General features: G+C 69.5%; 20 protein-coding genes. 14 read left to right on the top strand and 6 right to left on the bottom strand.

Annotated elements, in window-relative coordinates; translation table 11 throughout:
- Positions 1-3: 3 nt before the first annotated feature.
- A complete protein-coding gene (gene malQ, locus LF262_RS07950; RefSeq protein ID WP_235779763.1) occupies positions 4-2,223 on the bottom strand; it encodes a 4-alpha-glucanotransferase in 2,220 nt (739 codons plus the stop codon).
- A 340-nt stretch (positions 2,224-2,563) separates the two neighbouring features.
- On the opposite strand from malQ, the gene LF262_RS07945 reads away from it, so the two are divergent.
- From LF262_RS07945 to LF262_RS07925, 5 genes are all read left to right on the top strand, one after another.
- Positions 2,564-4,642 (top strand): heavy metal translocating P-type ATPase, encoded by a 2,079-nt coding sequence (locus LF262_RS07945; protein WP_235779762.1) that lies wholly within the window; start codon positions 2,564-2,566, stop codon positions 4,640-4,642.
- Between the two features lie 79 nt (positions 4,643-4,721).
- Positions 4,722-5,078, top strand: a complete 357-nt coding sequence (locus LF262_RS07940) for a DUF6153 family protein (protein ID WP_235779761.1) — start codon at positions 4,722-4,724, stop codon at positions 5,076-5,078.
- Between the two features lie 43 nt (positions 5,079-5,121).
- A complete protein-coding gene (locus tag LF262_RS07935) occupies positions 5,122-5,745 on the top strand; it encodes a DUF305 domain-containing protein (protein ID WP_235779760.1) in 624 nt (207 codons plus the stop codon).
- Positions 5,742-6,611: a F510_1955 family glycosylhydrolase gene (locus LF262_RS07930; RefSeq protein WP_235779759.1), complete on the top strand. Its 870-nt coding sequence runs from the start codon at positions 5,742-5,744 to the stop codon at positions 6,609-6,611. The genes LF262_RS07935 and LF262_RS07930 overlap by 4 nt, the downstream gene beginning before the upstream one ends.
- Before the next feature lie 88 nt (positions 6,612-6,699).
- Positions 6,700-7,113, top strand: coding sequence for a DUF302 domain-containing protein (locus LF262_RS07925; RefSeq protein ID WP_235779930.1), 414 nt, complete (start codon positions 6,700-6,702; stop codon positions 7,111-7,113).
- A 1-nt stretch (position 7,114) separates the two neighbouring features.
- On the opposite strand, the gene LF262_RS07920 is transcribed toward LF262_RS07925, so the two are convergent.
- The gene (locus LF262_RS07920; RefSeq protein ID WP_235779758.1) at positions 7,115-8,812 is read right to left on the bottom strand and encodes an ABC1 kinase family protein; all 1,698 of its coding nucleotides are present in this window, start codon (positions 8,810-8,812) and stop codon (positions 7,115-7,117) included.
- A gap of 57 nt (positions 8,813-8,869) precedes the next feature.
- Positions 8,870-9,538, bottom strand: coding sequence for a GntR family transcriptional regulator (locus LF262_RS07915; protein WP_235779757.1), 669 nt, complete (start codon positions 9,536-9,538; stop codon positions 8,870-8,872).
- Positions 9,539-9,715: 177 nt separating this feature from the next.
- On the opposite strand from LF262_RS07915, the gene LF262_RS07910 reads away from it, so the two are divergent.
- Positions 9,716-10,993 carry an MFS transporter gene (locus LF262_RS07910; protein ID WP_268933711.1) on the top strand — a complete coding sequence of 426 codons (1,278 nt, stop codon included), beginning with the start codon at positions 9,716-9,718 and terminating at the stop codon, positions 10,991-10,993.
- Between the two features lie 23 nt (positions 10,994-11,016).
- On the opposite strand, the gene LF262_RS07905 is transcribed toward LF262_RS07910, so the two are convergent.
- Complete coding sequence (locus LF262_RS07905) at positions 11,017-11,622, bottom strand: TetR/AcrR family transcriptional regulator (protein ID WP_235779755.1); 606 nt, start codon at positions 11,620-11,622, stop codon at positions 11,017-11,019.
- 522 nt (positions 11,623-12,144) lie between these two features.
- Between LF262_RS07905 and LF262_RS07900 the strand changes: the two genes are divergently transcribed.
- The 8 genes from LF262_RS07900 to LF262_RS07865 all read left to right on the top strand — a co-directional run bounded on the left by LF262_RS07900 (position 12,145) and on the right by LF262_RS07865 (position 20,883).
- Positions 12,145-13,512: an ABC transporter substrate-binding protein gene (locus LF262_RS07900; RefSeq protein WP_235779754.1), complete on the top strand. Its 1,368-nt coding sequence runs from the start codon at positions 12,145-12,147 to the stop codon at positions 13,510-13,512.
- Positions 13,512-14,387, top strand: coding sequence for a carbohydrate ABC transporter permease (locus LF262_RS07895; protein ID WP_235779753.1), 876 nt, complete (start codon positions 13,512-13,514; stop codon positions 14,385-14,387). The genes LF262_RS07900 and LF262_RS07895 overlap by 1 nt, the downstream gene beginning before the upstream one ends.
- On the top strand, positions 14,384-15,268 hold the full coding sequence (locus tag LF262_RS07890) for a carbohydrate ABC transporter permease (RefSeq protein ID WP_235779752.1): 885 nt from the start codon (positions 14,384-14,386) through the stop codon (positions 15,266-15,268). The genes LF262_RS07895 and LF262_RS07890 overlap by 4 nt, the downstream gene beginning before the upstream one ends.
- A gap of 16 nt (positions 15,269-15,284) precedes the next feature.
- Positions 15,285-16,379, top strand: coding sequence for an ABC transporter ATP-binding protein (locus LF262_RS07885; RefSeq protein WP_235779751.1), 1,095 nt, complete (start codon positions 15,285-15,287; stop codon positions 16,377-16,379).
- Positions 16,376-17,740 carry a glucosylglycerate hydrolase gene (gene ggh, locus LF262_RS07880; protein ID WP_235779750.1) on the top strand — a complete coding sequence of 455 codons (1,365 nt, stop codon included), beginning with the start codon at positions 16,376-16,378 and terminating at the stop codon, positions 17,738-17,740. Before LF262_RS07885 ends, ggh begins: the two co-directional genes overlap by 4 nt.
- A gap of 428 nt (positions 17,741-18,168) precedes the next feature.
- Complete coding sequence (locus LF262_RS07875) at positions 18,169-19,353, top strand: NAD(P)-dependent malic enzyme (RefSeq protein ID WP_235779749.1); 1,185 nt, start codon at positions 18,169-18,171, stop codon at positions 19,351-19,353.
- Positions 19,354-19,389: 36 nt separating this feature from the next.
- Entirely contained in the window at positions 19,390-19,893 is a 504-nt protein-coding gene (locus tag LF262_RS07870) for a DUF456 domain-containing protein (protein WP_235779748.1), read from the top strand.
- A gap of 24 nt (positions 19,894-19,917) precedes the next feature.
- Entirely contained in the window at positions 19,918-20,883 is a 966-nt protein-coding gene (locus LF262_RS07865; protein WP_235779747.1) for a hypothetical protein, read from the top strand.
- A gap of 38 nt (positions 20,884-20,921) precedes the next feature.
- Here LF262_RS07865 and LF262_RS07860 read toward each other — a convergent pair whose 3' ends face one another.
- The gene (locus tag LF262_RS07860; RefSeq protein ID WP_372462754.1) at positions 20,922-21,452 is read right to left on the bottom strand and encodes an Lrp/AsnC family transcriptional regulator; all 531 of its coding nucleotides are present in this window, start codon (positions 21,450-21,452) and stop codon (positions 20,922-20,924) included.
- A gap of 263 nt (positions 21,453-21,715) precedes the next feature.
- The gene (locus LF262_RS07855) at positions 21,716-22,210 is read right to left on the bottom strand and encodes a hypothetical protein (RefSeq protein WP_235779745.1); all 495 of its coding nucleotides are present in this window, start codon (positions 22,208-22,210) and stop codon (positions 21,716-21,718) included.
- Between the last annotated feature and the right edge of the window lie 119 nt (positions 22,211-22,329).

Genomic DNA, 22,329 nt, shown 5'->3' with positions numbered 1-22,329 from the left:
GGCCTACTCTTCTCCCGCTTGGGTACTGCGGTGTTGGGTACTGCTGCGCTGAGCACCGACCTGCTTGCTGGACGCCTGCTTGGCGGACGCCTGCTCGCGGGGCAGTGCACGCCGCATCACCTGGGCGAGCGAGGCAAAGCGTGGGCTGCTGGCAAGGTCCTCGAGGAGCACGGCCTGGCCGTCTGGTCCTGTGAGGGGGATCCGCCAATTGGGGTGCTCACGGTGGGTGCCGGGCTGATTCTGCGTCTGCCTCTCACCGACAGCGTCCACGAGCGCGACACCGAGCAAGGACGACGGCGTGAGGGCCGTGAGCGCGTAGAGGGCCTCGATGACCTGCTGTTCGTCGGTGAGGCTCGCATCCTCTTCGAGGAGGCCACGCGCGCGCAGGAGCTCGAGGACACCAGCGATCTCTGTCTCGGCAGCGGCCAGTTCCTCCTCGACGGGGCGCTCCAGCAGGCCGAGGGCTTGGCGTAGCCGCACGTGCTCGCCCGCGAGGTACCCGGCAGTCGGCGGCAGGTCGTGCGTGTTGACACTGGTGAGGCACGCCTGCCGGTACCGTTCGGGCGGCAGTGGCCGGTCGCCGTCGCGCTCGAACCACACAATCGAGGTGCCGAACACTCCCCGCTCGGCCAAGTAGTCCCTCACCCACGGCTCGAACAAGCCGAGATCCTCGCCCACCACGATGGCGTCCGCGCGCTGCGCCTCGAGTGCGAGAATGCCCACCAGCGCCTCGTGATCGTAGTGCACGTAGGTGCCCTCGCCCGGAGAAGCTCCCTCGGGGATCCACCAGAGCCGGAACAGCCCGAGGATGTGGTCCACGCGGATCCCGCCCGAATGGCGCAGGATCGTGCGCAGCATGTCGCGGTAGGCGGCGTAGCCCGATTCGGCGAGACGCGCGGGGTGCCACGGCGGCTGGCTCCAGTTCTGCCCCTGCTGGTTGAACATGTCCGGCGGGGCGCCCACGGTCACGCCGCGGGCCAGGACGTCCGAGAGCGCCCACGCGTCGGCGCCGTCCGGCCGCACTCCCACCGCGAGGTCGTGGAGCAGGCCGAGCTCCATGCCCGCCGCCTTGGCAGCGCGCTGGGCGGCCTCGAGCTGCTGGTCGCAGACCCACTGGAGCCAGCGGTGGAAGTCGAGACGATCGGAGAGGCCATCGCCGAGCCGAGCCGCGTCGGGGCTCCCGGGCTGAGGCCACTCGCCCGTCCCGGATGGCTCGCCTGTGCGGGGCCGCTCGGCCAGCGCGCACCATAGCGCGAAGTCGTCGAGCCCCGGCCCAGCGGCGTCGCAGAAACGCCGGTAGGCGTCTTCGCGGGCCGGACCACGCCGCACGCGCCACACGAGGTCCAGCGCGGCGAGCTTCGCTGCGAACGCCGCGTCCCGGTCCAGGAGCTCCGAGGATGAGTTCGCCGGGTGGAGCTCCTGGGCCAACTCCTCGACGTGGGCCCGGTCCTCGGCGGTGAGGTACGCGTGTTCGGGAATGTCCTCGACGCGAAGGTAGAGCGGGTTGACGAACCGGCGCGTCGCGGGGAGGTACGGCGAGTCCTCGATGGGCGGCATCGGCTCGGCGGCGTGCAGGGGGTTGACGAGCACAAAGCTCGCGCCCTCGGCCGCGCCAATGGCCGCGAGGTCGGTGAGGTCCGCGAAGTCACCGACGCCCCACGAGCGCGAGGACCGGACGGAGTACAGCTGGGCCATGAGGCCCCACCGCTGATTGTCGGCGAGCCTCTCGGTGGTGCGGAGCCGATCCGGGGTGACCACCAGGGTCGCCTCGGCTGCGCGGTCCTCGCTGCGGACGTGCAGTGTGTGCCATCCGAGCGGAAGGTCCTCGGGGAGGAGGAACGCCGCGCGTCCCGTCAGCACGCCGTCGACCGTTCGGGATTCGTCCGAGTTCTCGACCTGCCGGGCCGCATAGTGGCCACCGTCCTCGGAGACCACCCAGAGCGAGGCACTGCTTCCATGGGGGAGGTGCACGTTCACTGCGGCGTCTTGCCCCTCGCGAATCACTGTGACCGGGGGCAGTATGTGACGCCACGGGGCCAGATCGGCCTCCTCTAGGGCAGCGCGGATCGCCTCCGGCGTTTCCACAGGGATGCCGAGGGCGCCGAGCACGGCCTTGAGCGTCGTCGCCGAGACGTCCAACCGGGCGCCGCCCCAGCCCGAGAACGATGTCGCCACTCCGTGCCGACCGGCCAGCTCGCGCAGGAGCTCCTCTGCATCCTCCATGTCGCCCACCCTATGCGGCCAGCTCCGTTCGGCGCACGGCGGCTCGCGGCGGACGACGCCGGTCACCCACCTTTCGCATCCACGCGCGGGTATGGTGCGTGGAGGGTCGGACAAGGATGTACTGCGGCACTGTACCGCATTGACGTCTATACCCCCTAGGGGTATGGTGGAACCGCGCTGCCAGCGATGCACGCGGTCCGGGACGTCCCGCTACCGCCGATCGCCCCACAGCCCGAACTAGCCCCCCATGCGACTCCGAGCGGGGGAACGGGAAGAGACGGGTGGAACGGTGAACGAGCACAGCCACACTTTGCACGCAGAGCACGGCACAGGCCACGATATGTCCGCGCAGCTCCACGCGGGCCACGGCGATCCCCACATGGTGCACACACACGGCGAACACGCCGGCCATTCCGTGGCCATGTTCCGCGACAAGTTCTGGCTCACGCTGGGCCTCTCGGTCGTCGTCGTGATCTTCAGCCCTATGTTCTGGCACCTCTTCGGGGCGATGCCACCCTCCTTCCCGGGCAGCGAGTGGATTGGTCCCGTGCTCGGAACGGTCATCTTCTTCTACGGCGGCATGCCGTTCCTCAAGGGCGGCCTCGGCGAGCTCAAGGCCCGGCAGCCGGGCATGATGCTGCTCATCGGGATGGCGATCACGGTCGCTTTCCTCGCCTCGTGGGCCACGAGCCTCAGGATCGGTGGCTTTGACCTCGACTTCTGGTGGGAGCTCGCGCTCCTCGTCACGATCATGCTGCTGGGTCACTGGCTCGAGATGCGGGCGCTTGGTGCCTCTCAGGGCGCCCTTGCCGCGCTCGCGGCGCTGCTTCCCGACGAGGCCGAGCGGGTTGCGCCCGGCGGCGGCACCGAGACGGTAGCCGCGGCTGACCTCGTCCCGGGCGACCTCGTGCTGGTACGCGCTGGTGGGCGCCTGCCCGCGGACGGACGCATCGAGGATGGCACAGCCGAACTCGATGAGTCGATGATCACCGGCGAGTCCAAGACGGTGTCGCGCGGACCGGGCAGCCCTGTCGTAGCGGGCACTGTCGCGACGGACACGAGCCTGCGGGTGCGGGTCGAGGCCGTGGGTGAGTCAACGGCGCTCGCCGGCATCCAGCGCATGGTCGCCGACGCGCAGGCCTCCTCTTCGCGCGCCCAGGCCCTTGCCGATCGGGCGGCCGCGTTCCTCTTCTACTTCGCGACGGGCGCCGGCATCCTCACGTTCATCGCCTGGGCGCTCCTCGGCGACCTTCCGACCGCAGTCACGGCCACAGTCACGGTCCTCGTGATCGCGTGCCCCCACGCCCTCGGCCTGGCGATCCCCCTCGTCATCGCGATCTCGACCGAGCGCGCTGCCAAGGGCGGCGTCCTCGTCAAGGACCGCCTCGCCCTCGAGCGGATGCGCACGGTCGGAGCGGTCCTCTTCGACAAGACGGGAACGCTCACCAAGGGTGAGCCGGACGTCGTCGGGATCGCTGCTGCCGGCGCCGGACAGGGCGGGGATGACGGCGCGCTGCTCGCTCTCGCGGCGGCCGCCGAGTCTGACAGCGAGCACCCCGTCGCGCGGGCGATCGTCCGCGCGGCCCGCGAGCGTGGCCTGAGCATTCCGGCCGCGACCGGATTCCAAGCCAGCTCCGGCCGCGGGGTCCAGGCCCGGGTGGCCACCCAGGATCAGGGTGCTGACACCAGCGCTGAACTCGTCCACGTGGGTGGGCCCGCCCTGCTGGCCGAGCTGGGACTCGAGACTCCCGCGGAGCTCAGTGCCGCGGTGGAGGGCTGGAAGGCCCGTGGCGCCTCGGTGCTCCACGTGGTCCGTAATGGTCGGATCGCGGGGGCGCTCGCGCTCGAGGACTCGGTCCGCGAGGAGTCCCGGACAGCAGTGAAGGCGCTCCAGGACCGAGGCATCCGCGTCGCCATGATCACCGGCGATGCACAGCAGGTCGCGGACGCAGTGGCCCAAGACCTGGGCATCGACGAGGTCTTCGCCCAAGTGCTTCCGCAGGACAAGGACCGTAAGGTCGCCGAGCTCCAGCAACGAGGCCAGAGCGTCGCGATGGTCGGCGACGGCGTCAACGATGCTCCCGCCCTCGCACGCGCGGATGTCGGCATCGCGATCGGCGCCGGAACGGATGTTGCCATCGAGTCCGCCGGAGTGGTGCTTGCGGGGAACGACCCGCGCTCAGTCGTCTCCGTGGTCGAGCTCTCCCGCGCGAGCTATCGCAAGATGTGGGAGAACCTGGTCTGGGCGACGGGCTACAACGTCATCGCGGTGCCTCTCGCGGCGGGCGTCCTGGCCTTCGCCGGCATCATGCTGTCCCCCGCCGCGGGGGCCATCCTCATGTCCCTGTCCACCATCGTCGTGGCGCTCAATGCCCAGCTGCTCCGGCGGCTGAACTTGGACCCACGGGATGTTCGGTAGCGTGGGAGGCATGCCAGTCTGCACAACTCGCACCGGAATCCGGGCCGGAGGCCCCGTTTCCGCCCGCGAGTTGTGCCGTTTGGCACGCTGGGCACTCCTCGTGGCGGCCCTTGTGGTGGGCCTGTTCGGAATGCACACGCCCGGAACGCACGCGCTCGGGGCACACATCGCGGGGCAGCCCGCGGGGCACGCAGTCCATCCGCACGAGGCAGTCTCGGGTGAAGGAGTTGTCTGCGCCCCCGAACAGCCAGGCGTGCCGGCCCACGCGGACCACTGCATCCCCGCACCCGGCGGAATTCCCCCGGCGCCGCCCGGCGTCGTCGCCCTTGAGCGTTCAGACGCCCTCCCTCTGCCGCCGGTGGCCCATGCACCCGGCGCCGTGCTCGCACGCCCACCGGCCATCGACCTGACACAGCTCTCGATCAGCAGGACGTGACGGGGCGCACGCCCCGATTCCCCTCCCTGATCGAAAGAAGACCATGAACCTCAAGACCTTTGCCCTGCCCTCTGTTGCCATAGCCGCGATCCTTGCCCTGGCCGGGTGCAGCGGGACAGCCCAGAGCACCACGCGGCCCGACGGCTCGGGCGACCACAGCGGGCATTCGATGCCCATGGGCGCGCCCTCGGCGTCCTCGGCGCAAGGCGTATTCAACGCCGCCGATGCCATGTTCGCGCAGATGATGATCCCGCATCACGAGCAAGCCGTGGAGATGAGCGGCATCGTCCTCTCCAAGCCCGGCCTCGACGCCCGGGTTGCCGCGCTCGCTGAGCAGATCAAGGCAGCCCAGGCGCCGGAGATCGCAACCCAGCGCGGCTGGCTCGCTGCGTGGGGCCAGCCCACGGCGATGGCCGCCGCCGCCGGCCACGGCATGGAGGGCATGATGACCGCAGACGACCTGGGCGGCCTCAAGGCCGCGGGCGCCTCGGATGCGGCAAAGCTGTTCCTGACGCGCATGATTGCCCACCACGAGGGTGCCGTCACCATGGCGCGGACCGAGCTGAGCTCCGGCTCGAACCCCGAAGCCGTGTCCATGGCCACCTCGATCATCGGCTCCCAGACTCAGGAGATCGAGCAGATGAAGTCCCTGCTGGGACAGCTGTGAAAGCCCGTGTGACGTCGGTCCTCGCAGCGGCCGCAGCCGTAGGGGTGGCACTCGCCGGATGCTCAGCCAGCCCGGCCGGTACCGCCGCGCCCGCTGGGCAGAGCGCGTCGTCATCGGCGCCCGGACGCCATGTCCACGGCGTGGCGGCCACGGCCGACGGCACGCGCGTGCTCGTGGGCACCCACGAGGGCGTCTACGACATGAGTGGGGACAAGCCCGAGCGGATCAGCATCCCCCACGACTTCATGGGCTTCGTGGGCGACCCGCAAGGGACTCTGTGGGCCTCTGGCCATCCTGGCGCCGGGACCTCGAAGCCCAACCCGCTCGGGCTCCTGCGCTCCACCGACGGCGGCCAGACCTGGGCCACCGTCTCCAACGAGGGAGTATCCGACTTCCATGCGCTCGCCGTGACGAAGTCGGGGCTCGTCGGATTTGACGGGAAGCTCAAGCGCACCGCGACTGGGGATGCTTGGACCACCGTTTCCTCGGCAATCCACCCCGCAGTGCTGGCTGGCCACGCAACCACGGACACCGTCCTCGCCACAACGGAGAAGGGGCTCTTCGCCTCTCCCGACGGCGGAGGCACCTGGTCTGCCGTTCCCGGTGCACCTGTCATCCAGTTCGCCGCGTTCGCGGATGCGCAGCGTGCCGTCGGAATCACGCCGGACGGCAAGGTCTATGCGAGCGCCGACGCTGGCCTTTCATGGACCCCCGTCGGCACGGTCTCGGGCGGGGTCGATGCCCTGACCGCGGCCGCTCCGGAGGCGAACAGCCCGGTGCGCGTGTGGGTTGCCACCGAAGAAGGCCTGCGCGAGTCGACCGACGGCGGCGTGACCTTCGCCGCCTACACGCCGCGGAAGCCGTGATGCCCGGGCCTCCTTCGTGAGGTCCTGTGGCCAGGGGCGGGACTTCCGCCCCTGGCCACGCCTCACCTGAGCCTGCCAGCGTGGAGCTATTGCCTACACGTTGACCACCCAGGTTCCCCTGTCCTACCCCGATGCCGTCGAGGCGATCCGCGCGGCGCTCGCCGAGCAGGGATTCGGCGTGCTCACCGAGATTGACATCAGGAAGACGTTCACGGGCAAGCTCGGACCAGATGCCGGCGACGCCGTTGGCGACTACGTGATCCTCGGGGCATGCAACCCCAACCTCGCAAGCCGCGCACTTGCCGCCGAGCCCCAGATGGGCGCGCTCCTGCCGTGCAATGTTGTGGTCCGCCGCGCCCAGGGGGCTGACGCGACGACCATCGAGGCGATCGATCCGGAGACCATGGCGCAGCTCAGCACGAGCGACGGGGTCAAGGCGGTGGCGGACGACGCCGGCACGCGCCTCCGCGCGGCCCTCGCCGCTGTTTCCCAGAACTCCTGAGCTAGCGGCGCAGGCGCCGGCGGGCCATGCTCGTCACGCCGAAGTACCCGCCGAGGCCGCCGAGCGCGGCCATGCCGGTCCGCAAGAGCGGCTCGCGCCAACCGCGCCACCGCCGATCCGAGGCCACGACCTCGCCGACCCCCCGGATGAAGGCAGCGGCAATGACTCCGGCGAGGACCTTGTTGCCGATCCGTTCGGCCCGGGCCACGATCGGCTCAAGCTCCGCGGCCCGTAAATGGACCTCGAAGCCGCCGGAATCAAGGATCCGGCTCAGGCTGTCCACGAGGTCCGGCACGTCAGCTGCCAGATCCAGCGCGGTCAGCCCGGCAGCCTTGAGCCCGCGCACGAGCGCGGCAGGGGAGTACTGCTCGAGCAGGAGCCGGCGCACGTGCGGCTCGAGGACCCTGGAGATGCGGAACCCGGGATCGAGCACCCGGCCGAGGCCCTCGGCCATGACCATCATCTTGATGATCATCGCCGCCTCGGCGGGCATGAGCAGGCGATGGCGCCGGATGACCCCTAGGAGCCTCTGCGCGAGCCGCGTCACGTTGACGTCGGCGAGGTCCACGCCGTCGTACAGCTGGATGAACTCGGCCACGTCCGCCGCGAGCCTGGCGGGGTCGGAGACGGGACCGGTGAGTGACATCGCCTCCAGCGCGCGTGCAAGGCGGCGCGGGTCCTTGCGTGCGAGCGCAATGAGGAGGTGGCCAAGGTCGCTGCGCAGCTGGTCGCTGATCTCGCCGACCATGCCGAAGTCGATGACCGAGATCCGTCCGCCCGGCTCCACGAACATGTTCCCCGGGTGGGGGTCTGCGTGGAAGAAGCCGTCCTCGAAGATCATCTGCGCGAGGGCCGCGGCAGCGTGGTCGGCGAGGGCACGCCGGTCGAGCCCCGCGGCGTCGAGCGCGGGGAGGTCGTTGATCTTCAGGCCCTCCATATACTCGAGGGTGAGCACTCGGGACGTCGTCGTGTGCCAGAACACGCGAGGGAACCGGTAGCGGGTGTCGCCGTCGAAGTTGGCGGCGAATCGCTCGGCATTGCGGCCCTCCTCGAGGTAGTCGAGTTCCTTGGTCAGTGTCCGGGAGAACTCGCCGACGAGGCCTACCACGTTGTAGTCATCGAGCACGGGCCAAGCGCGGCTTGCCGTCGCCGCGACGTTGCGGAGGATCTCAAGGTCCTCTCGGATCCGCTCGACCGCCCCGGGCTTGCGGACCTTGACCACCACCTTGGTCCCGCCGGCGTCGCCGGCGTCGCCCAAACCGTCTGCTAGCCGCGCCACGTGGACCTGGCCGATCGAGGCGCTCGCGAGCGGGACGTCGTCGAACTCCACGAAATCCGCGAACGCGTCCTCGCCGAGCTCTTCGCGGATCACCGCGCGGATCGCCTCGACGGGGACGGGCGGCGCCGCATCCTGGAGCTTCGCGAGCTCCGCCTGATACGCCTCGGGGATCAGGTCGGGGCGCGTCGAGAGGATCTGGCCGAGCTTCATGAACGTGGGCCCGAGCTCCTCGAGGGCGAGGCGCACGTGCACAGGCCCTCCGGTTGGGGCGCCCGGTGGCGTCTCCGCAGAGTTCCTTCCGCGGGGCAGGAGCCGTCCGAATCCGGCGCGGGCTAGGACCTGGCTCAGGCCGTGGCGGGCAAGGACGTCGGCGATCTCGCGGTATCGCCGTGCGTGGGCAGTCCAAGGGCTGGGGGCCATGGCACGAGCCTAGCCTGAAGATCCCCTCCGGCGACGAGCACTGCTCGAGAGGAACCGCTACTCCATGAGAACGCGTGCGAGCCCTTCGATGACTGGCTTGCGGCCAGCTTCGACGTGGGCCGCGGAGAGGGACTCCGCGAGATGCGCACGGCCCGTCAGGATGGCATCGGCGAGTTCGTCGTGCTCGTGGGCACTGACCGCGAGCGGACGGTTGACCGACAACCCGAAGATCCACCGGTTGAGGCCCCTGAGGGGCCGCATTGATCGTTCAAGGAGGGCGTTGCCCGTGAGCACCACGATCTGGTCATGGAACGCGGAGTTCAGCTCAGACGTGCGCGTGACATCGCCCGATTCGAGGGCGGCCTTGGCCTCTGCCAGCGTCTGGGTGAGGATCGAGCCGTCGGTGCCCTGCCGGACCTTCTCGGCCGCCCCCGCCGCGGCAAAGGACTCCAGGAGCACGCGCAGGTCGAAGAGCTCGTCGACGTCCTTGAGCGTCAGCTTCCGCACCACGGCACCGCGGCGGGGCGCGGTGACGAGGAACCCGTCCTGCTCGAGACGATGGATAGCCTCGCGGACCGGAATGCGGGATACGCCGAACTGTTCGGACAGCTCACGCTCGCGCAGGCGCTGGCCCGGGAGCACCTTCCCGGAGAAGATCTCGTTGCTGAGCTGTTGGTAGACCACCGCGGCCATCGCCTCATCGGGTGCCGACACCTTGCTTTCCACCCCTGCGACGATACCCTCCGGAATGCCCCACCACGGGGTACCTGGGCGAGTCACGTCGTGGTGCGCGCCGCCAAGGGCCCTGCACGCGTGGGAAGGGCTGAAACTTCTGCCCTGATTCGGGGATCTGCCGTAATCTGAGAGCACCAGTTCCGCCCCCAGCCGGAGGTCCTTTTGGCGCTGCCCGATCGCTCTGCCGCGCCCAGTGACGCGCCTGCTTCCCTCGCCGTGCCCACAGCCCCTGTGCGGTTCCCCTGGGTCATGGGCGTGATCCTCGTCAACGTCGGCATCAACGTCGCCTTCTTCGGCCCGATCCAGGTCCTTCTCGCACAGCAGGCCGCCCACTTCGAGCCTGGTCAGAAGGAGGCCATCCTCGCGCTCGTCACGGGTGCGGGGGCCGCGGTATCGGTGGTGGCGAACCCGCTCTTCGGGGCGTTCTCCGACCGCACGGGCAGCCGCCTCGGCAGGCGGCGCCTGTGGGTCCTCGTGGGAGTGATCCTTGCAGCGACAGCGCTGATGGGTCTTGCCGGGGCGCCGAACATCGCGGTCATGACGGTCCTGTGGTGCCTCGTGCAGGCAGGGTGCAACGCCGCCTACGCCGCGATCACTGCCGCCGTCCCGGACAGGGTGCCGGTTGCCCAGCGGGGCACTGTGGGCGGACTCGCAGCGATGGGCGTCAACGTCGGGATCCTCATCGGTGCGGTGATCGGGGCGGTCGTGGCGGGCAACTTCTCCCTCGGCTACGTGCTCTGCGCGGCGGCGCTCGTGGTCGGCATGGTCGTCTACCTGTTCAGGGCTGACGACGATCCGCTGCCGCGCTATGCGCTGCGACGCTTTGCGCTGGGGACGTTCCTCGCCTCGTTCTGGGTGAGCCCTCACCGCTACCCCGACTTCGCGTGGGCCTGGATCACCCGCTTCCTGGTCAATGTCGGGAACCACATGGTCCTCGTGTACCTGCTGTACTTCCTCGTGGACGCCGTGCACCTTGAGCCGACCACCGGGATACCTCCGGCCACGGGGGTGCTCATCCTGACCGGCCTCTACGTGGTCATGGTGATCATCACCGCTGTGACCGGCGGGTGGCTCAGCGACCTCATGGGCAAGCGCAAGCCCCTCGTCATCGTCTCGTCGGTGATCATCGCGGTTGCCTCGCTGATCCTTGCGTTCTCGCCGACGTGGTCCGGCGCCATCGTGGGTGCGGGCGTCCTCGGCGCGGGATTCGGGACGTACCTCGCGGTCGACTACGCGCTCATCACTCAAGTCCTCCCTACCGCGACCGACAGCGGCAAGGACCTCGGCGTCATCAACATCGCGAACTCGCTGCCCCAGGTGTTCGCGCCGGTGATCGCGTACACGTTCGTCGTCCACGTCGCCGGCTACGTGTCCCTCTACGTTGCGGCGGCGGCCGTTGGGCTTCTCGGAGCGGTGCTCGTCACGAGGATCCGGGGCGTCGCCTGAGCCCACGGACGGGCTGGGCCCGCTCAGCCCCGGGCGGCGCGGGGGCGAGCGACGATCTCGCACGCGGCCTTGAGCTGCTGCTCCGCCTCGTAGGGCATGAGCCGGCCGGTCCGGACCGCCGAGACGAGCCCGGACACTGTATGCACGATGCACCGACCGCGCTCCGCGTCCCCGGCGAGCCGGCCGAGCACTGACCACGAGAGCTCGTCGACTTCGCCGATGAGGCCCGAGAGCTCATGCTCCACGGGGACGACGAGCTCATCCAGGCAGGAGTTCACGGCGGGCTGGGACAGGCGCATTGCGAACAGTTCCACCGCCGCGCCCGCAAGCTGCCGGACGCGCTGCCCGTCCGTGCGGGCGGTATTCGCGCGCTCCTCCACACGGGCGCGGAGCTCGAGCAGCTGGCGCCGGTGCAGGGCAAGGAGCAGGTGGGCCGTTGAGGGGAAGTATCGGTACGCAGTGCTCGAGGAGACACCAGCCTCGTTCGCCACCTCGGTGACGTCCAGGTCGGGGAACTCGCGTGTTGCGAAGCGGGCTGCCGTGTCCAGGATCTGACGGTAGCGGGCGGCCATGCGGGGCGTGGCCGGAGGCGGGGCCGGGGTCACCAGATCGTGGGGCAGTTCAAGCACAGCGCAGCAACCTCTTTCCGGACGCTTCCGCACCCTTCCGGCATGCCGGGATGGTGCGTGTGCCGGGGGACTGTCCAACTATACGACAGCGAGTTCGTCGGAGGGGGGACCTCCTATTGCCAGTGCGTCGATGCACTCGTGAGCGTAGAGCACGGAGACCTCGAGGCCCCCGCGGGCGCGGTTCTCGAGATCACGGGGTGCTGAGCGCGTCTCCGAAGTAGGCGAGGACGAGGGCCCCGGTGGCTCGCGACGCGCCATGGCGCGCGGCTGTCCGGGTCGGGCTGCCGAGTCACCCCAGAGGCCCTGGGGGGATGCCCGAAGGTTGGATGGGCTCGTCGGTTCGGTTTAGGACGGATGGCGGCTGAGAACCAGCGAATCGCGGCATTGACGTGATCTGCAACACAAATTTACGATCGGTCATCACAAAGAGTTCTCGCTCCGATGAGGACTGCGCCTGCCAGCGGCGGGGACATGGGGGAGCGCGGGGCGCAACATGATTCGGCAAGGGTCAGGAGGCCCACCATGCACTCCATCGAATCAGGGCACATCGCCTCAGGTCCCATCACCTCAGGGTTGACACGGCGGACGTTCCTCCGCGGAACACTCGCCGCCGCCGTCGTCGTGCCTGCGCTCTCGTCCGCTGCCTGCAGCGTCAACACGAGCGGCAGCGGTGAGGCCGGCTCCGTGAGCTTCCTGTCCACCCAGTTTTCACCTGTCGAGGAGCGGCAGAAGTACGAGTCGACGCTCAAGAAGGCCGTTGGGGACAAGCTCAGCGTTGCCTACAACCCTGTGGACACGGGCGTCTTCAACACCACGATCCGGTCGCAGCTGAACGCGAACAAGGTCGAGGTCGGGCTCATCGGCGGGCTGCACGGAGACCTCGTCCCCTTCGCCGACAAGCTTGAGGATCTGAGCTCCCTGATGGACGAGCTCAAAACCCGCGGATACTCCCAGGACCTCCTGACTCTCGCGAAGCTCGGCACGGACAAGCCGCGTTACATCCCCTGGATCCAGGCGACCTACGTGCTCGCCGTGAACAAGAAGGCGCTCCAGTGGTTGCCGCCCGGGGCGGACGTGAACAAGCTGACCTACGACCAGTTCCTCGCGTGGGCGCAGGCGGCGAAGGCGGCCAACGGCGGCAAGGCGGTCTTCGGCATCCCCGCTGGGCCCAAGGGCCTACACCATCGCTTCTACCAGGGCTTCCTCCTCCCGAGCTTCACGGGCGGCCAGATCACCACCTTCCGCAACAACGACGCCACGACGGCCTGGACCTATATGCGTGATCTGTGGGCGAACATGAACCCGGCGTCGACCAACTTCGACTTCATGCAGGAGCCGTTGGGCAATGGCGAGGTCCTCGTGGCGTGGGACCACGTGGCACGGCTCATCAATGCTGTCTCGGCCAAGCCGGACGACTTCCAACTCGTCCCGGCTCCGTCGGGCCCGAAGGGCCTCGGCTACCTCCTCGTGGTCGGCGGGATGGCCGTTCCACAGGGCTCGCAGAGCAAGGACAGGGCCTTTGACGTGATCCGGGCCCTGTCCAAGCCGGAGGCCCAGATCGACACCCTCAAGTCGAACGCGTTCTTCCCGGTGGTCAACGCCGAGATCGGCTCTGACCTCCCCGCTGGCATAGCACTCGAGGCGAAGGCCGTCAAGGCCCAGCAGAACGCCGCCAACGCCATCCTCGCGCTGCCGCCGGTGGGACTGGGCGACAAGGACCCGCAGGTCTCCCAGCTGTTCAAGAACTGCTTCCAGCAGATCTGCCTCAACGGTGCGGACGTCAAGGCCACCCTCGCGGCCCAGGGCGCCGCGCTCGCCGACATCATGGCGGGGCTGAAGGTCCCCTGCTGGGCGCCTGATCGCGCCGCTCAGCAATGCACGGTGGCGTGATGGCGACGGCGCCCAGACGCCCGCCCACCGCGAAGCGCCGCAGCACGTCGGCGGCGATGCTGCTCATCGCGCCGTCAATCGTCTTCATGACGCTCCTGTTCGGCTGGCCGATGGTCACCGGCATCCTGCAGGCGTTTGGGGGGCCCACGGGCTTGACCACGGACAACTTCGCCCGCATGGCCGCCGACCCTTACTTCTGGCCGTCAGTCCGCAATACGGTGCTGCTCATCGTGGTCATGATCCCCGTCCAGTTCGTGCTCGCGCTGACGATGGCCCTGCTCATCCGCGCGAAGCCGAAGCTCTCCTCGCTGTACTTCTACATCTGGGCTATCCCGCTTGCAGTGAGCGATCTCGCAGCCGGCCTGGTTTGGCTCGTGGTGTTCACCGACCGCGGCTACCTCAACTCGCTGCTGGCGAATCTCGGGCTCCAGCCGGTCTCCTGGCTTGCTTACGACAACTTCGCCTCGATGTTCATGGCTGTCCTCGTCGCCGAGGTGTGGCGCGCCACGAGCCTGGTGTTCGTGATCGTCGTCGCAGGCCTCCAATCCATCCCGAAGGACTACGAGGAGGCAGCTGGGGTGTTCGGCGCGGACTTCTGGGACCGGCTGCGGCACGTCACGCTCCCGCTCCTGCGGCCGAGCCTGCAGACCGCCCTCATCCTGCGCACCATCCTCGCATTCCAGACGTTCGCCGTGGCGCTGGCACTCACGGGCCAGAACTACCCGCTCATCGTCGGCGAGACCTACCGCTGGTACACGGGCCTCCAGGACGCGAACGTCGCGTCGGCCCTCGCCCTCGTCGTCATGGTCGTCTCGATGATCACGGCGGTCGGGTACCTGCGGCTCCTGCGTGACCAGACGGAGGCATCGCGATGACCACTACCCGCCAGACCGACGCGGCGAGTTCCGAGCGGGGTGCGCACGACGACGTCGATCGCCGCCCGCTGGCCGCCCGCCGCCGCCAGCGCTTGCTCCTGCAAGCCGCGTGCGTCCTCATCACCCTGTTCATGGCGGTCCCGATCTATCTCATCGCGCTCGCGGCCATGTCGAGTCGGGAGTCCCTCCAGAAGTTCCCGCTGAGCTTCATCCCGGACCACATCTCGCTCGAGACGATGCAGACGTTCCTTGCCTCGACCGGCATTCTGGGCGCACTCATCAACTCGGTGCAGGTGGGCATCTTCACGCTCATCTTCTCGCTCCTGGTCGGGGTCCCGGCCGGCTACGCCGTGGCCCGGTACGCGTTCCCTGGCCGCGAGCCCTACCAGCTCTTCCTGCTGTTCACCCGCGCCCTGCCGATCGTCGTCCTGTCGGTCCCGCTCGCCCAGCTGTTCCTGCAGACTGGACTGTACGACTCCGCACTCGCCGTCGTGCTCCTGCACACTGCCCTCGCCCTTCCGACGACGATCCTCATCACGTCCTCCGTGTTCCTCGGGGTCCCGCGGGACGTCGAGGAGGCTGCAAGGATCTTCGGCTGCTCGCCCGTGCAGGCGTTCCTCAAGGTTGTCCTTCCAATGGCCATCCCGGGCATTGCGGCTGCGTCGATCTTCACGTTCGTCATGAGCTGGAACGAGGTTCTGGGCGCCTCGATCCTGACCCTGAACCAGCGCACCCTGCCGGCCCAGGTGCTCAGCTCCCTATCGGAATCGCCGCTCGCGTACCGGTTCGCCGGCGGCTTCCTGCTCGTCATCCCGGCGCTCATCTTCATCTTCTTCATGCGCCGCTACCTCACCAACATGTGGGGAACGACCATCCGCTGAGCGAGAGGCGCACGCCATGGCCGACATCCAGATCAGCCACCTCCACAAGACCTACCCCGGCAGCACCGAGCTGGCCACGAACGATGTCTCACTCCATGTCGACGAGGGCGAGTTCATGGTCCTGCTGGGGCCCTCGGGGTGCGGCAAGACGACGCTCCTGCGCATGGTCGCGGGCCTCGACCTGCCGGACCAGGGCAGCGTGCAAATCGGCGGGCGGGACGTGACGTACCTGCCGCCGCAGGAGCGGAACCTGTCCATGGTCTTCCAGTCGTACGCGGTGTTCCCGCACCGCAAGGTCCGGGCGAACATCGGCTTCGGGCTCGGCATGAAGAAGAAGTCCCGGGACGAGATCCGGCGCAAGGTCGACTGGGCGGCCGAGCTCCTCCAGCTCACGCCGTACCTCGACCGATACCCGGCCCAGCTCTCGGGCGGCCAGCGGCAGCGCGTCGCGGTGGCCCGCGCGATCGTCATGGACGCCGACGTGCTCCTCATGGACGAGCCGCTGTCCAACCTGGATGCGCTCCTGCGCCTCGACTTCCGTGCCGAGCTGAAGAAGATCGTCCAGCAGCTGGGCACGACGACGGTCTATGTGACCCACGACCAGATCGAGGCCATGAGCCTCTCCGACCGCGTCGCCGTCATGCGCGAGGGCCAGATCGTCCAGCTTGGCCATCCCATCACCGTGTACGAGGAACCGGCCGAGCGGTTCGTCGGCGGGTTCATCGGCTCGCCGCCCATGAACTTCCTCGACGCGACCGTCACGGCCGTGGGACGGATCACGATCGGCGGGCAGTCGCTCGCTGCGCCCGCGTTCCTCGCAGAGGGCGCCCGGGCGGGCGCGGATGGCGGCATGCCGGTGACGGTTGGGATCCGGGCTGAGAACATCGCACTGACCGACCGGGGCCAGGACGGGGCGCTCGACGCGGTCGTCGAGGTCGTCGAGCCGCTGGGCCACGCGACGCTCCTCACGGTCACGCTCGAGGGCCAGCGCATCAAGGTCGAGGTGCCGTCCACGGTGCGGCTGTCCCCGGATCAGGCCGTGGGGCTCCGCCCGGACCTCGAGGCGCTGCGCTTCTTCGACACCGAGACGCAGCTGGGGCTCACGGCATGAGCTTGCCCTGGCAGAATCCGGAACCGCCGATCCGAGACCCCGCCGGGTTGCGCACACGCGCCCGCGCGGTCCTCGCGGCCAACGACACCGGGACGATGGTGACCGCCGCGCCGAACCTCTACCCCCACATGTGGAGCTGGGACGCGGCGTTCGTCGCCTCGGGCCTCTCGACCGTGAGTGTGCCCCGCGCGCTCGCCGAACTCTCGATCCTGCTCTGTGCCCAGTGGGCGTCGGGCATGATCCCGCACATCGTGTTCTCCAGCGCCGCGGGCTATTTCCCCGGCGTCGACCGCTGGCGCACCGAGGGGGCATCACCGCCCGGAGTGAAGTCGAGCGGGATCTGCCAGCCCCCCGTCCACGCGACCCTCCTGCGGCGGATCGTCGAACGGGCGACGGCGCGTGGCGGCGACGTCGCTGCGCTCGCGGCGGACTTCGCCCACCAGAGCCTGCCGAAGTGGATTCGTTGGCACGGATGGCTGCGGAACGCCCGTGCGGGCGACGGGAGTGGCCTCGTGACGATCTACCACGGCTGGGAGTCCGGCATGGACAACTCGCCGCGCTTCGACGGCCCGTACTCCAGGGTCCATCCGGGCGACCTCGAGCCGTTCGTGCGGACCGACACGCGCATCGTCGAGGATGTGAGCCAGCGGCCCAGTGACGAGGAGTATGCGCGCTACCTGTGGCTCGTCCAGCAGATGGCGGACGCCCGGTTCGACGACGCCCGGTTGCCAGACGTCGTCGACTTCCAGGTGAAGGACGTGTTCATGTCCGCGGCGCTCGCGGCGGCCAACGAGGACCTCGCCGTCCTCGCGGAGCGGCACGGGCACGGCGGCGAGGCTGCGCGGCTGCGCGAGTGGGCCGCGGAGTTCCGTGAAGGCGTGGACGGGACAGTGGATCCGGCTACCGGGCTCGCCCGCGACCGTGACGTCCTCACGGGGGAGTGGATCGGGCTGCCCACGATTGCCGGCTTCGCCCCGCTCATCTCGAGCGCCGACCCAGAGATGCGCGCACGCCAGTCTGCGCTCGTCGACAGCGAGGCCTGGACCGGGGACCCGCGGCTCGCCTTCCCCCTGCCCGCCTCGACGTCGACCGTGTATCCGGACCTGCGCCCCCGGCAGTACTGGCGCGGGCCCGTGTGGCCGGTCATGAACTGGTACCTGGCCACCGCGCTGCGCCGGCACGGGGACAACGAGCGCTACGCGCGATGGCGCGAGGCCTCCCTTGCGCAGCTGATGGAGGGCCACTTCGGGGAGTACTACGAGCCGTTCACGGGCGAGCCTCTCGGCAGCTGGAACCAGTCGTGGACCGCCGCTGTAGCCCTCGAATGGCTTGACGACGCGCCCGGGATCGGCGAGCGGTAACCGGCGAACACGGGCACACAGGCGCCGGCAGATGACTGCGGATCCCGGCAGGCGGACAGGCGGCCGCGGAGGGGGCCGGGCGCTCCCGCGCGGTCATCGGGATCGGGCCCGTCGAGCATCTAGGCCTGCCAGAGCGGACCTTCCAGACCACGCTGGCGGAATTCCGTCTTGCGGAAAGCACTGACGTTTCCCGTATGATGGCTGATATCTCATTCCCAGAGGTCGGCGCTCGGCGGTCATCCCCGCGCACCAGCTGGCCCCCGGAAGTGCCGAACCCGGCAATGACCCCGGATCCCCCTTGAGACCGCGCCCTGCGGATGCGCCGTGCCCGACGAAGCGGTCGGCGCGCGTCCCAGCGCGAGGCCCCCCACGCCGTCGTGCGCCAGGCCCTCCCGCGCCACGCCGGCACAGACCCAGGAGACAGTGCCGTGACCACTTCAACCGACAGCCCCATCCAGACCCAAATCAGCACCCAAGAGATCTTCGCCGCACATGAGGGCGGGAAGCTCTCCATTGGCGTGGACCGCCCGCTGGCCACCAAGCGCGACCTCTCGATCGCCTACACGCCCGGCGTGGCGCAGGTGAGCCGCGCGATCGCGGAGGATCCGGCCCTGGCCCGCACGCACACGTGGGCGTCGCGGCTCGTCGCCGTCGTCTCGGACGGCACCGCGGTGCTGGGCCTGGGCAACATCGGCGCGTCGGCGTCGCTACCCGTGATGGAGGGCAAGAGCGCCCTGTTCAAGACGTTCGGCGGGCTCGACTCGATCCCCATCCTGCTCAACACGACCGACGTGGACGAGATCGTCGAGACCCTCGTCCGCATCGCGCCCAGCTTCGGCGCCGTGAACCTCGAGGATGTTTCCGCGCCGCGCTGCTTCGAGCTCGAGGCGAAGCTCATCGAGGCCCTGGACATGCCCGTCATGCACGACGACCAGCACGGCACCGCCGTCGTAGTCCTTGCAGCGCTCACCAACGCCGTCAAGGTGGTCGGCAAGGAGTTCGCGGGGCTGAAGACCGTGATCGCCGGCGCCGGCGCGGCCGGCATCGCGATCGCCGAGATTCTCCTCGCATCGGGGGTCGAGGACGTGATCCTGCTCGACTCCAAGGGTGCCATCCACGCAGGCCGCCAGGACCTGTCGGAGCCCAGGAACGCCATGAAGCTCGAGTATGCCGGGCGCACCAACCCTCGTGGCGTGGCGGGCGGCACCGCGGAGGCCCTCGCGGGGGCGGACGTGTTCATCGGCGTGTCCTCGTCCACGGTCCCCGAGGAGCACCTTGCCGGCATGGCCGAGGGCGCGATCGTGTTCGCGCTGTCCAACCCCGACCCGGAGGTGGCACCCGACGTCGCGCGCCGCCACGCCGCCGTCGTGGCCACCGGGCGCAGCGACTTCCCGAACCAGATCAACAACGTCCTCGCGTTCCCGGGCATCTTCCGTGGCGCCCTCGACGCCGGCGCCCGCCGGATCACGCCCGGGATGAAGCGCGCCGCCGCCGCGGCGATCGCCGATCTTGCCCAGGACAAGCTCTCCGCGGACTATATCGTCCCGAGCCCGCTCGATCCCCGCGTTGCCCCGGCCGTGACCGCAGCCGTCATGGACGCGGCGAATGGCTGACACCATCGCCTGACGCACCGCCCCTAGGATGGCCGCGTGGACACCAGCATCCTCGCGGCCCTCCTGTGCGCACTTGCCCTTGCCGTCTCGCTCGCAGGCATCGTCATTCCGGTGCTTCCCGGGAGCATCCTCGGCCTCCTCGCCCTGCTCGAGTGGGCCTTGTTCGGCGACGCCGGATGGGGCGGCTGGCTGGTGTTCGCGATCGGCGGGGTGCTGTTCGCCTGCGGGATGGGAGCAGCCGCGTTCCTCACCGGAAAGCGGCTCAAGGCCAGATCCATCCCGAGCAGGTCCGTGGTGGCCGGGGTCATCCTCGCGATCGTGGGCATGTTCATCATCCCGGTCCTGGGCCTCGTGCTCGGCTTCGCCGCCGGGCTCCTGCTGAGCGAATGGCAGCGTACGGGCCGCCTGCAGAGTGCCGCAGCATCGTCATGGGCTGCCCTCAAGGCCACGGGCCTGGGGATCCTCGTCGAGTTCGGCTTCGCCTCCGCGGCGGCGACGGTGTGGGTGATCGGAATGTGGGTGCACTTCGCCACCCGCTAGCCCGGCCTCGCTAGCATGGTGGGCATGGCTTCCGGCGAGCTGGGCCGCCAGCCCTCCTTCCAGGACACTCGGGACCTCACGCCCTTCCGCGGGGCGCAGGTCTACTCGCCCGTGCACGGGATCGGGCGGCGCATCGCCCATCGGGTGGCGGGCAGGGCCCGGGCGCCGCGGCTGCGGCCGTTCGCGCCCAAGGTCGAGAGACAGGTCCATTCCGCCGTCTTCGCCTATGGAGAGCCCGAGCGCCTGGTGCTGCTCGCGAGGGCCTACCCCGGCTGGTCCGGGCTCTGTTACATCATGGCCGGCCTGCACGCGTACCGGCTCCACCACCACGCCCAGGCCGCCGAGCTCCTCTCACGCGGCCTCGCCGGTACAAGCGAACCCGCGGCCTCTGCCTTCGCGAGCGGCTACCTGGGCGGCGTCCGGCACTGGATCGAGGTGTCCGAGGGAGTCGAGGTCGAGGTCCTGTTCAGCGAGGAGGGCGTGTGCCTCGCACTGGCCCACAGCCTCCGCGAGATCGGCCGGCCCGAAGAGGCCATTGGCGTCCTGGCGCAGCTCCCACCCTCGATCCCTTCGGCCCTGGCCTCTTGCCGCATCGCCGAGATGCTGGGACGGCCGCACGAGGTCATAGCCCGCACCCAGGGGCTGACCAACGCGAGCGACCTCGCGGCGGCCCTCCTCGTGCTCCGCGCCAGGGCCCTGCGGGAGCTGGGACGGCGGGACGAGGCGCATGCGGCACTCCGCGAGGCCCTGCGGCGGCGTAGGACGGCGTTCACCGTCAAGAACGCCGCCACGACCGAGCGCGCGCTGCTCATGCTCGGCGTGGGGCGACCCGGTCGTCACCGCCTGCGGAACAGCATGCGGCCCGATGCGCCGTCGTCCGCGTTCGAGGAGCTGAGGGTGCTCACCCAGGCCCGCCGAGCCCGGGACGCGGAGGCCCGCGAGCTGTGGCTTCGGGACTTCGAGCGGTTGGAACGTGGGGCAGAGGAGTAGCGGTTGGCTACTTGCGAGGTCCGTACCCGAGACGGCGGCTAGGTGCGTCGCCGCTTCGGCGGGGCGGACGACGGCGCCGCCCCGCCGCCGTCGTCCGCCCCGAGAAGCGCCGTGGTCCTGTACGGGATGACGGTGCGCAGGATCATGCGGGTCGAGGTGCGGCGGATCCCGGGGCAGAGGCGGATCTCTTCGGAGACGCGGTAGAGGTCGTCGGGGCTCGTCGCGACGACGCGGATCAGCAGGTCCGTGTCTCCGGCCGGGGCCAGGCATTCGAGGACCTCGGGAATCCCGCCCAGGGCCGCGACCGCCTCGTTGATGTGGCTCTGGTCGAGTTCGGCGCTGACCTCGGCGAGGACTCCGCGGCCCAGGCCCTCGGGGTCCACACGGGTGCTGTTGGCGCGGAGCACGCCGCTCGCCGTCATCCGCTCGATGCGCGACTGCACGGTGCCGCGGGCGAGTCCCAGACGCTGGGCGAGCACCATGGTCGGCGCCCGGGGGTCCTCGTCGAGGGCGAGCAGGATGCGGCGGTCTGTGGGGTCAAGCTGCTGCGATCTGATCACTCCTCGCATCGATATCGGAATTTCTTTGATCAGATTGACCACTCTACCGCGAGGTTGTTGTCATTGGTGCCTGTGAGTTGCTTTCCTAGTGGCAGACAGCCCGACGGGTCCACCGGCCCCGACGGCGCGGAGACGGCCCGTGCGGAACACCCACCGCCCGGGACCAGAACGGGACCCACCAGTTCCTGGCCGCACCACTGAAGATTATGCACTCCAGGTGCACGAGGGCCCCGCGGCGCTACGCCGCGGGGCCCTCGCTGCGTGGGTCTGGGTCAGCTCGCTCGGCTGACGACGAGGATCGGCTGAGTCCCCGTACGGGGCCCGGTCCGGGCCGGCACTGTGGGCGTGGGCCGCATATGGGTGACGACGGGTGCAGGCTTGACTGAGGCGGCGACCGGTATCGCCACCTCCTCGTCGGTGGTCTCGCCATCCTCGGACTCGGCACCCGTCCTGGTGGGCGCCGCCGCGGCAGCCTTCGCAGCCGCGGTCAGCACCGTGCGCTGGGCGGCGAGGATTGCGTCCGCCTTCGCGACCACGGCCTGGCGCGTGTACTCGGCGCGAGCGGCCTCGGCGGCCAGCGTGGGCGGCTCGAGGACAGCGCCGCGGAGGGCCCGGACGGTGGCCATGAGGACGGACGCGACGGCCTGGCCGGTCCCGGCAACGACGAGCGTGATGACGGTGGCCACGGCGAGGAACACGAGAAGGACGCCTCCGATGACGAGCGTGCCGAAGTACACCAGATTGGCCACCATCAACGCATCGTCCACAGCAACTCCTCCCCGAAAGGTCGGCGGGCCCCCGCACCAGCCACGACCTCTCTATTCTTCCCAGAGAGCCCTGTGTAGGGACAAGTCACTTCGGCCCATTTTGTGCAATAGCAATGCAG

Source organism: Sinomonas notoginsengisoli, assembly GCF_021554725.1.
Lineage (GTDB): Bacteria > Actinomycetota > Actinomycetes > Actinomycetales > Micrococcaceae > Sinomonas > Sinomonas notoginsengisoli.
Note: the sequence above shows the minus strand (reverse complement) of the source record. Positions and strands in the feature narration are given on the sequence as shown.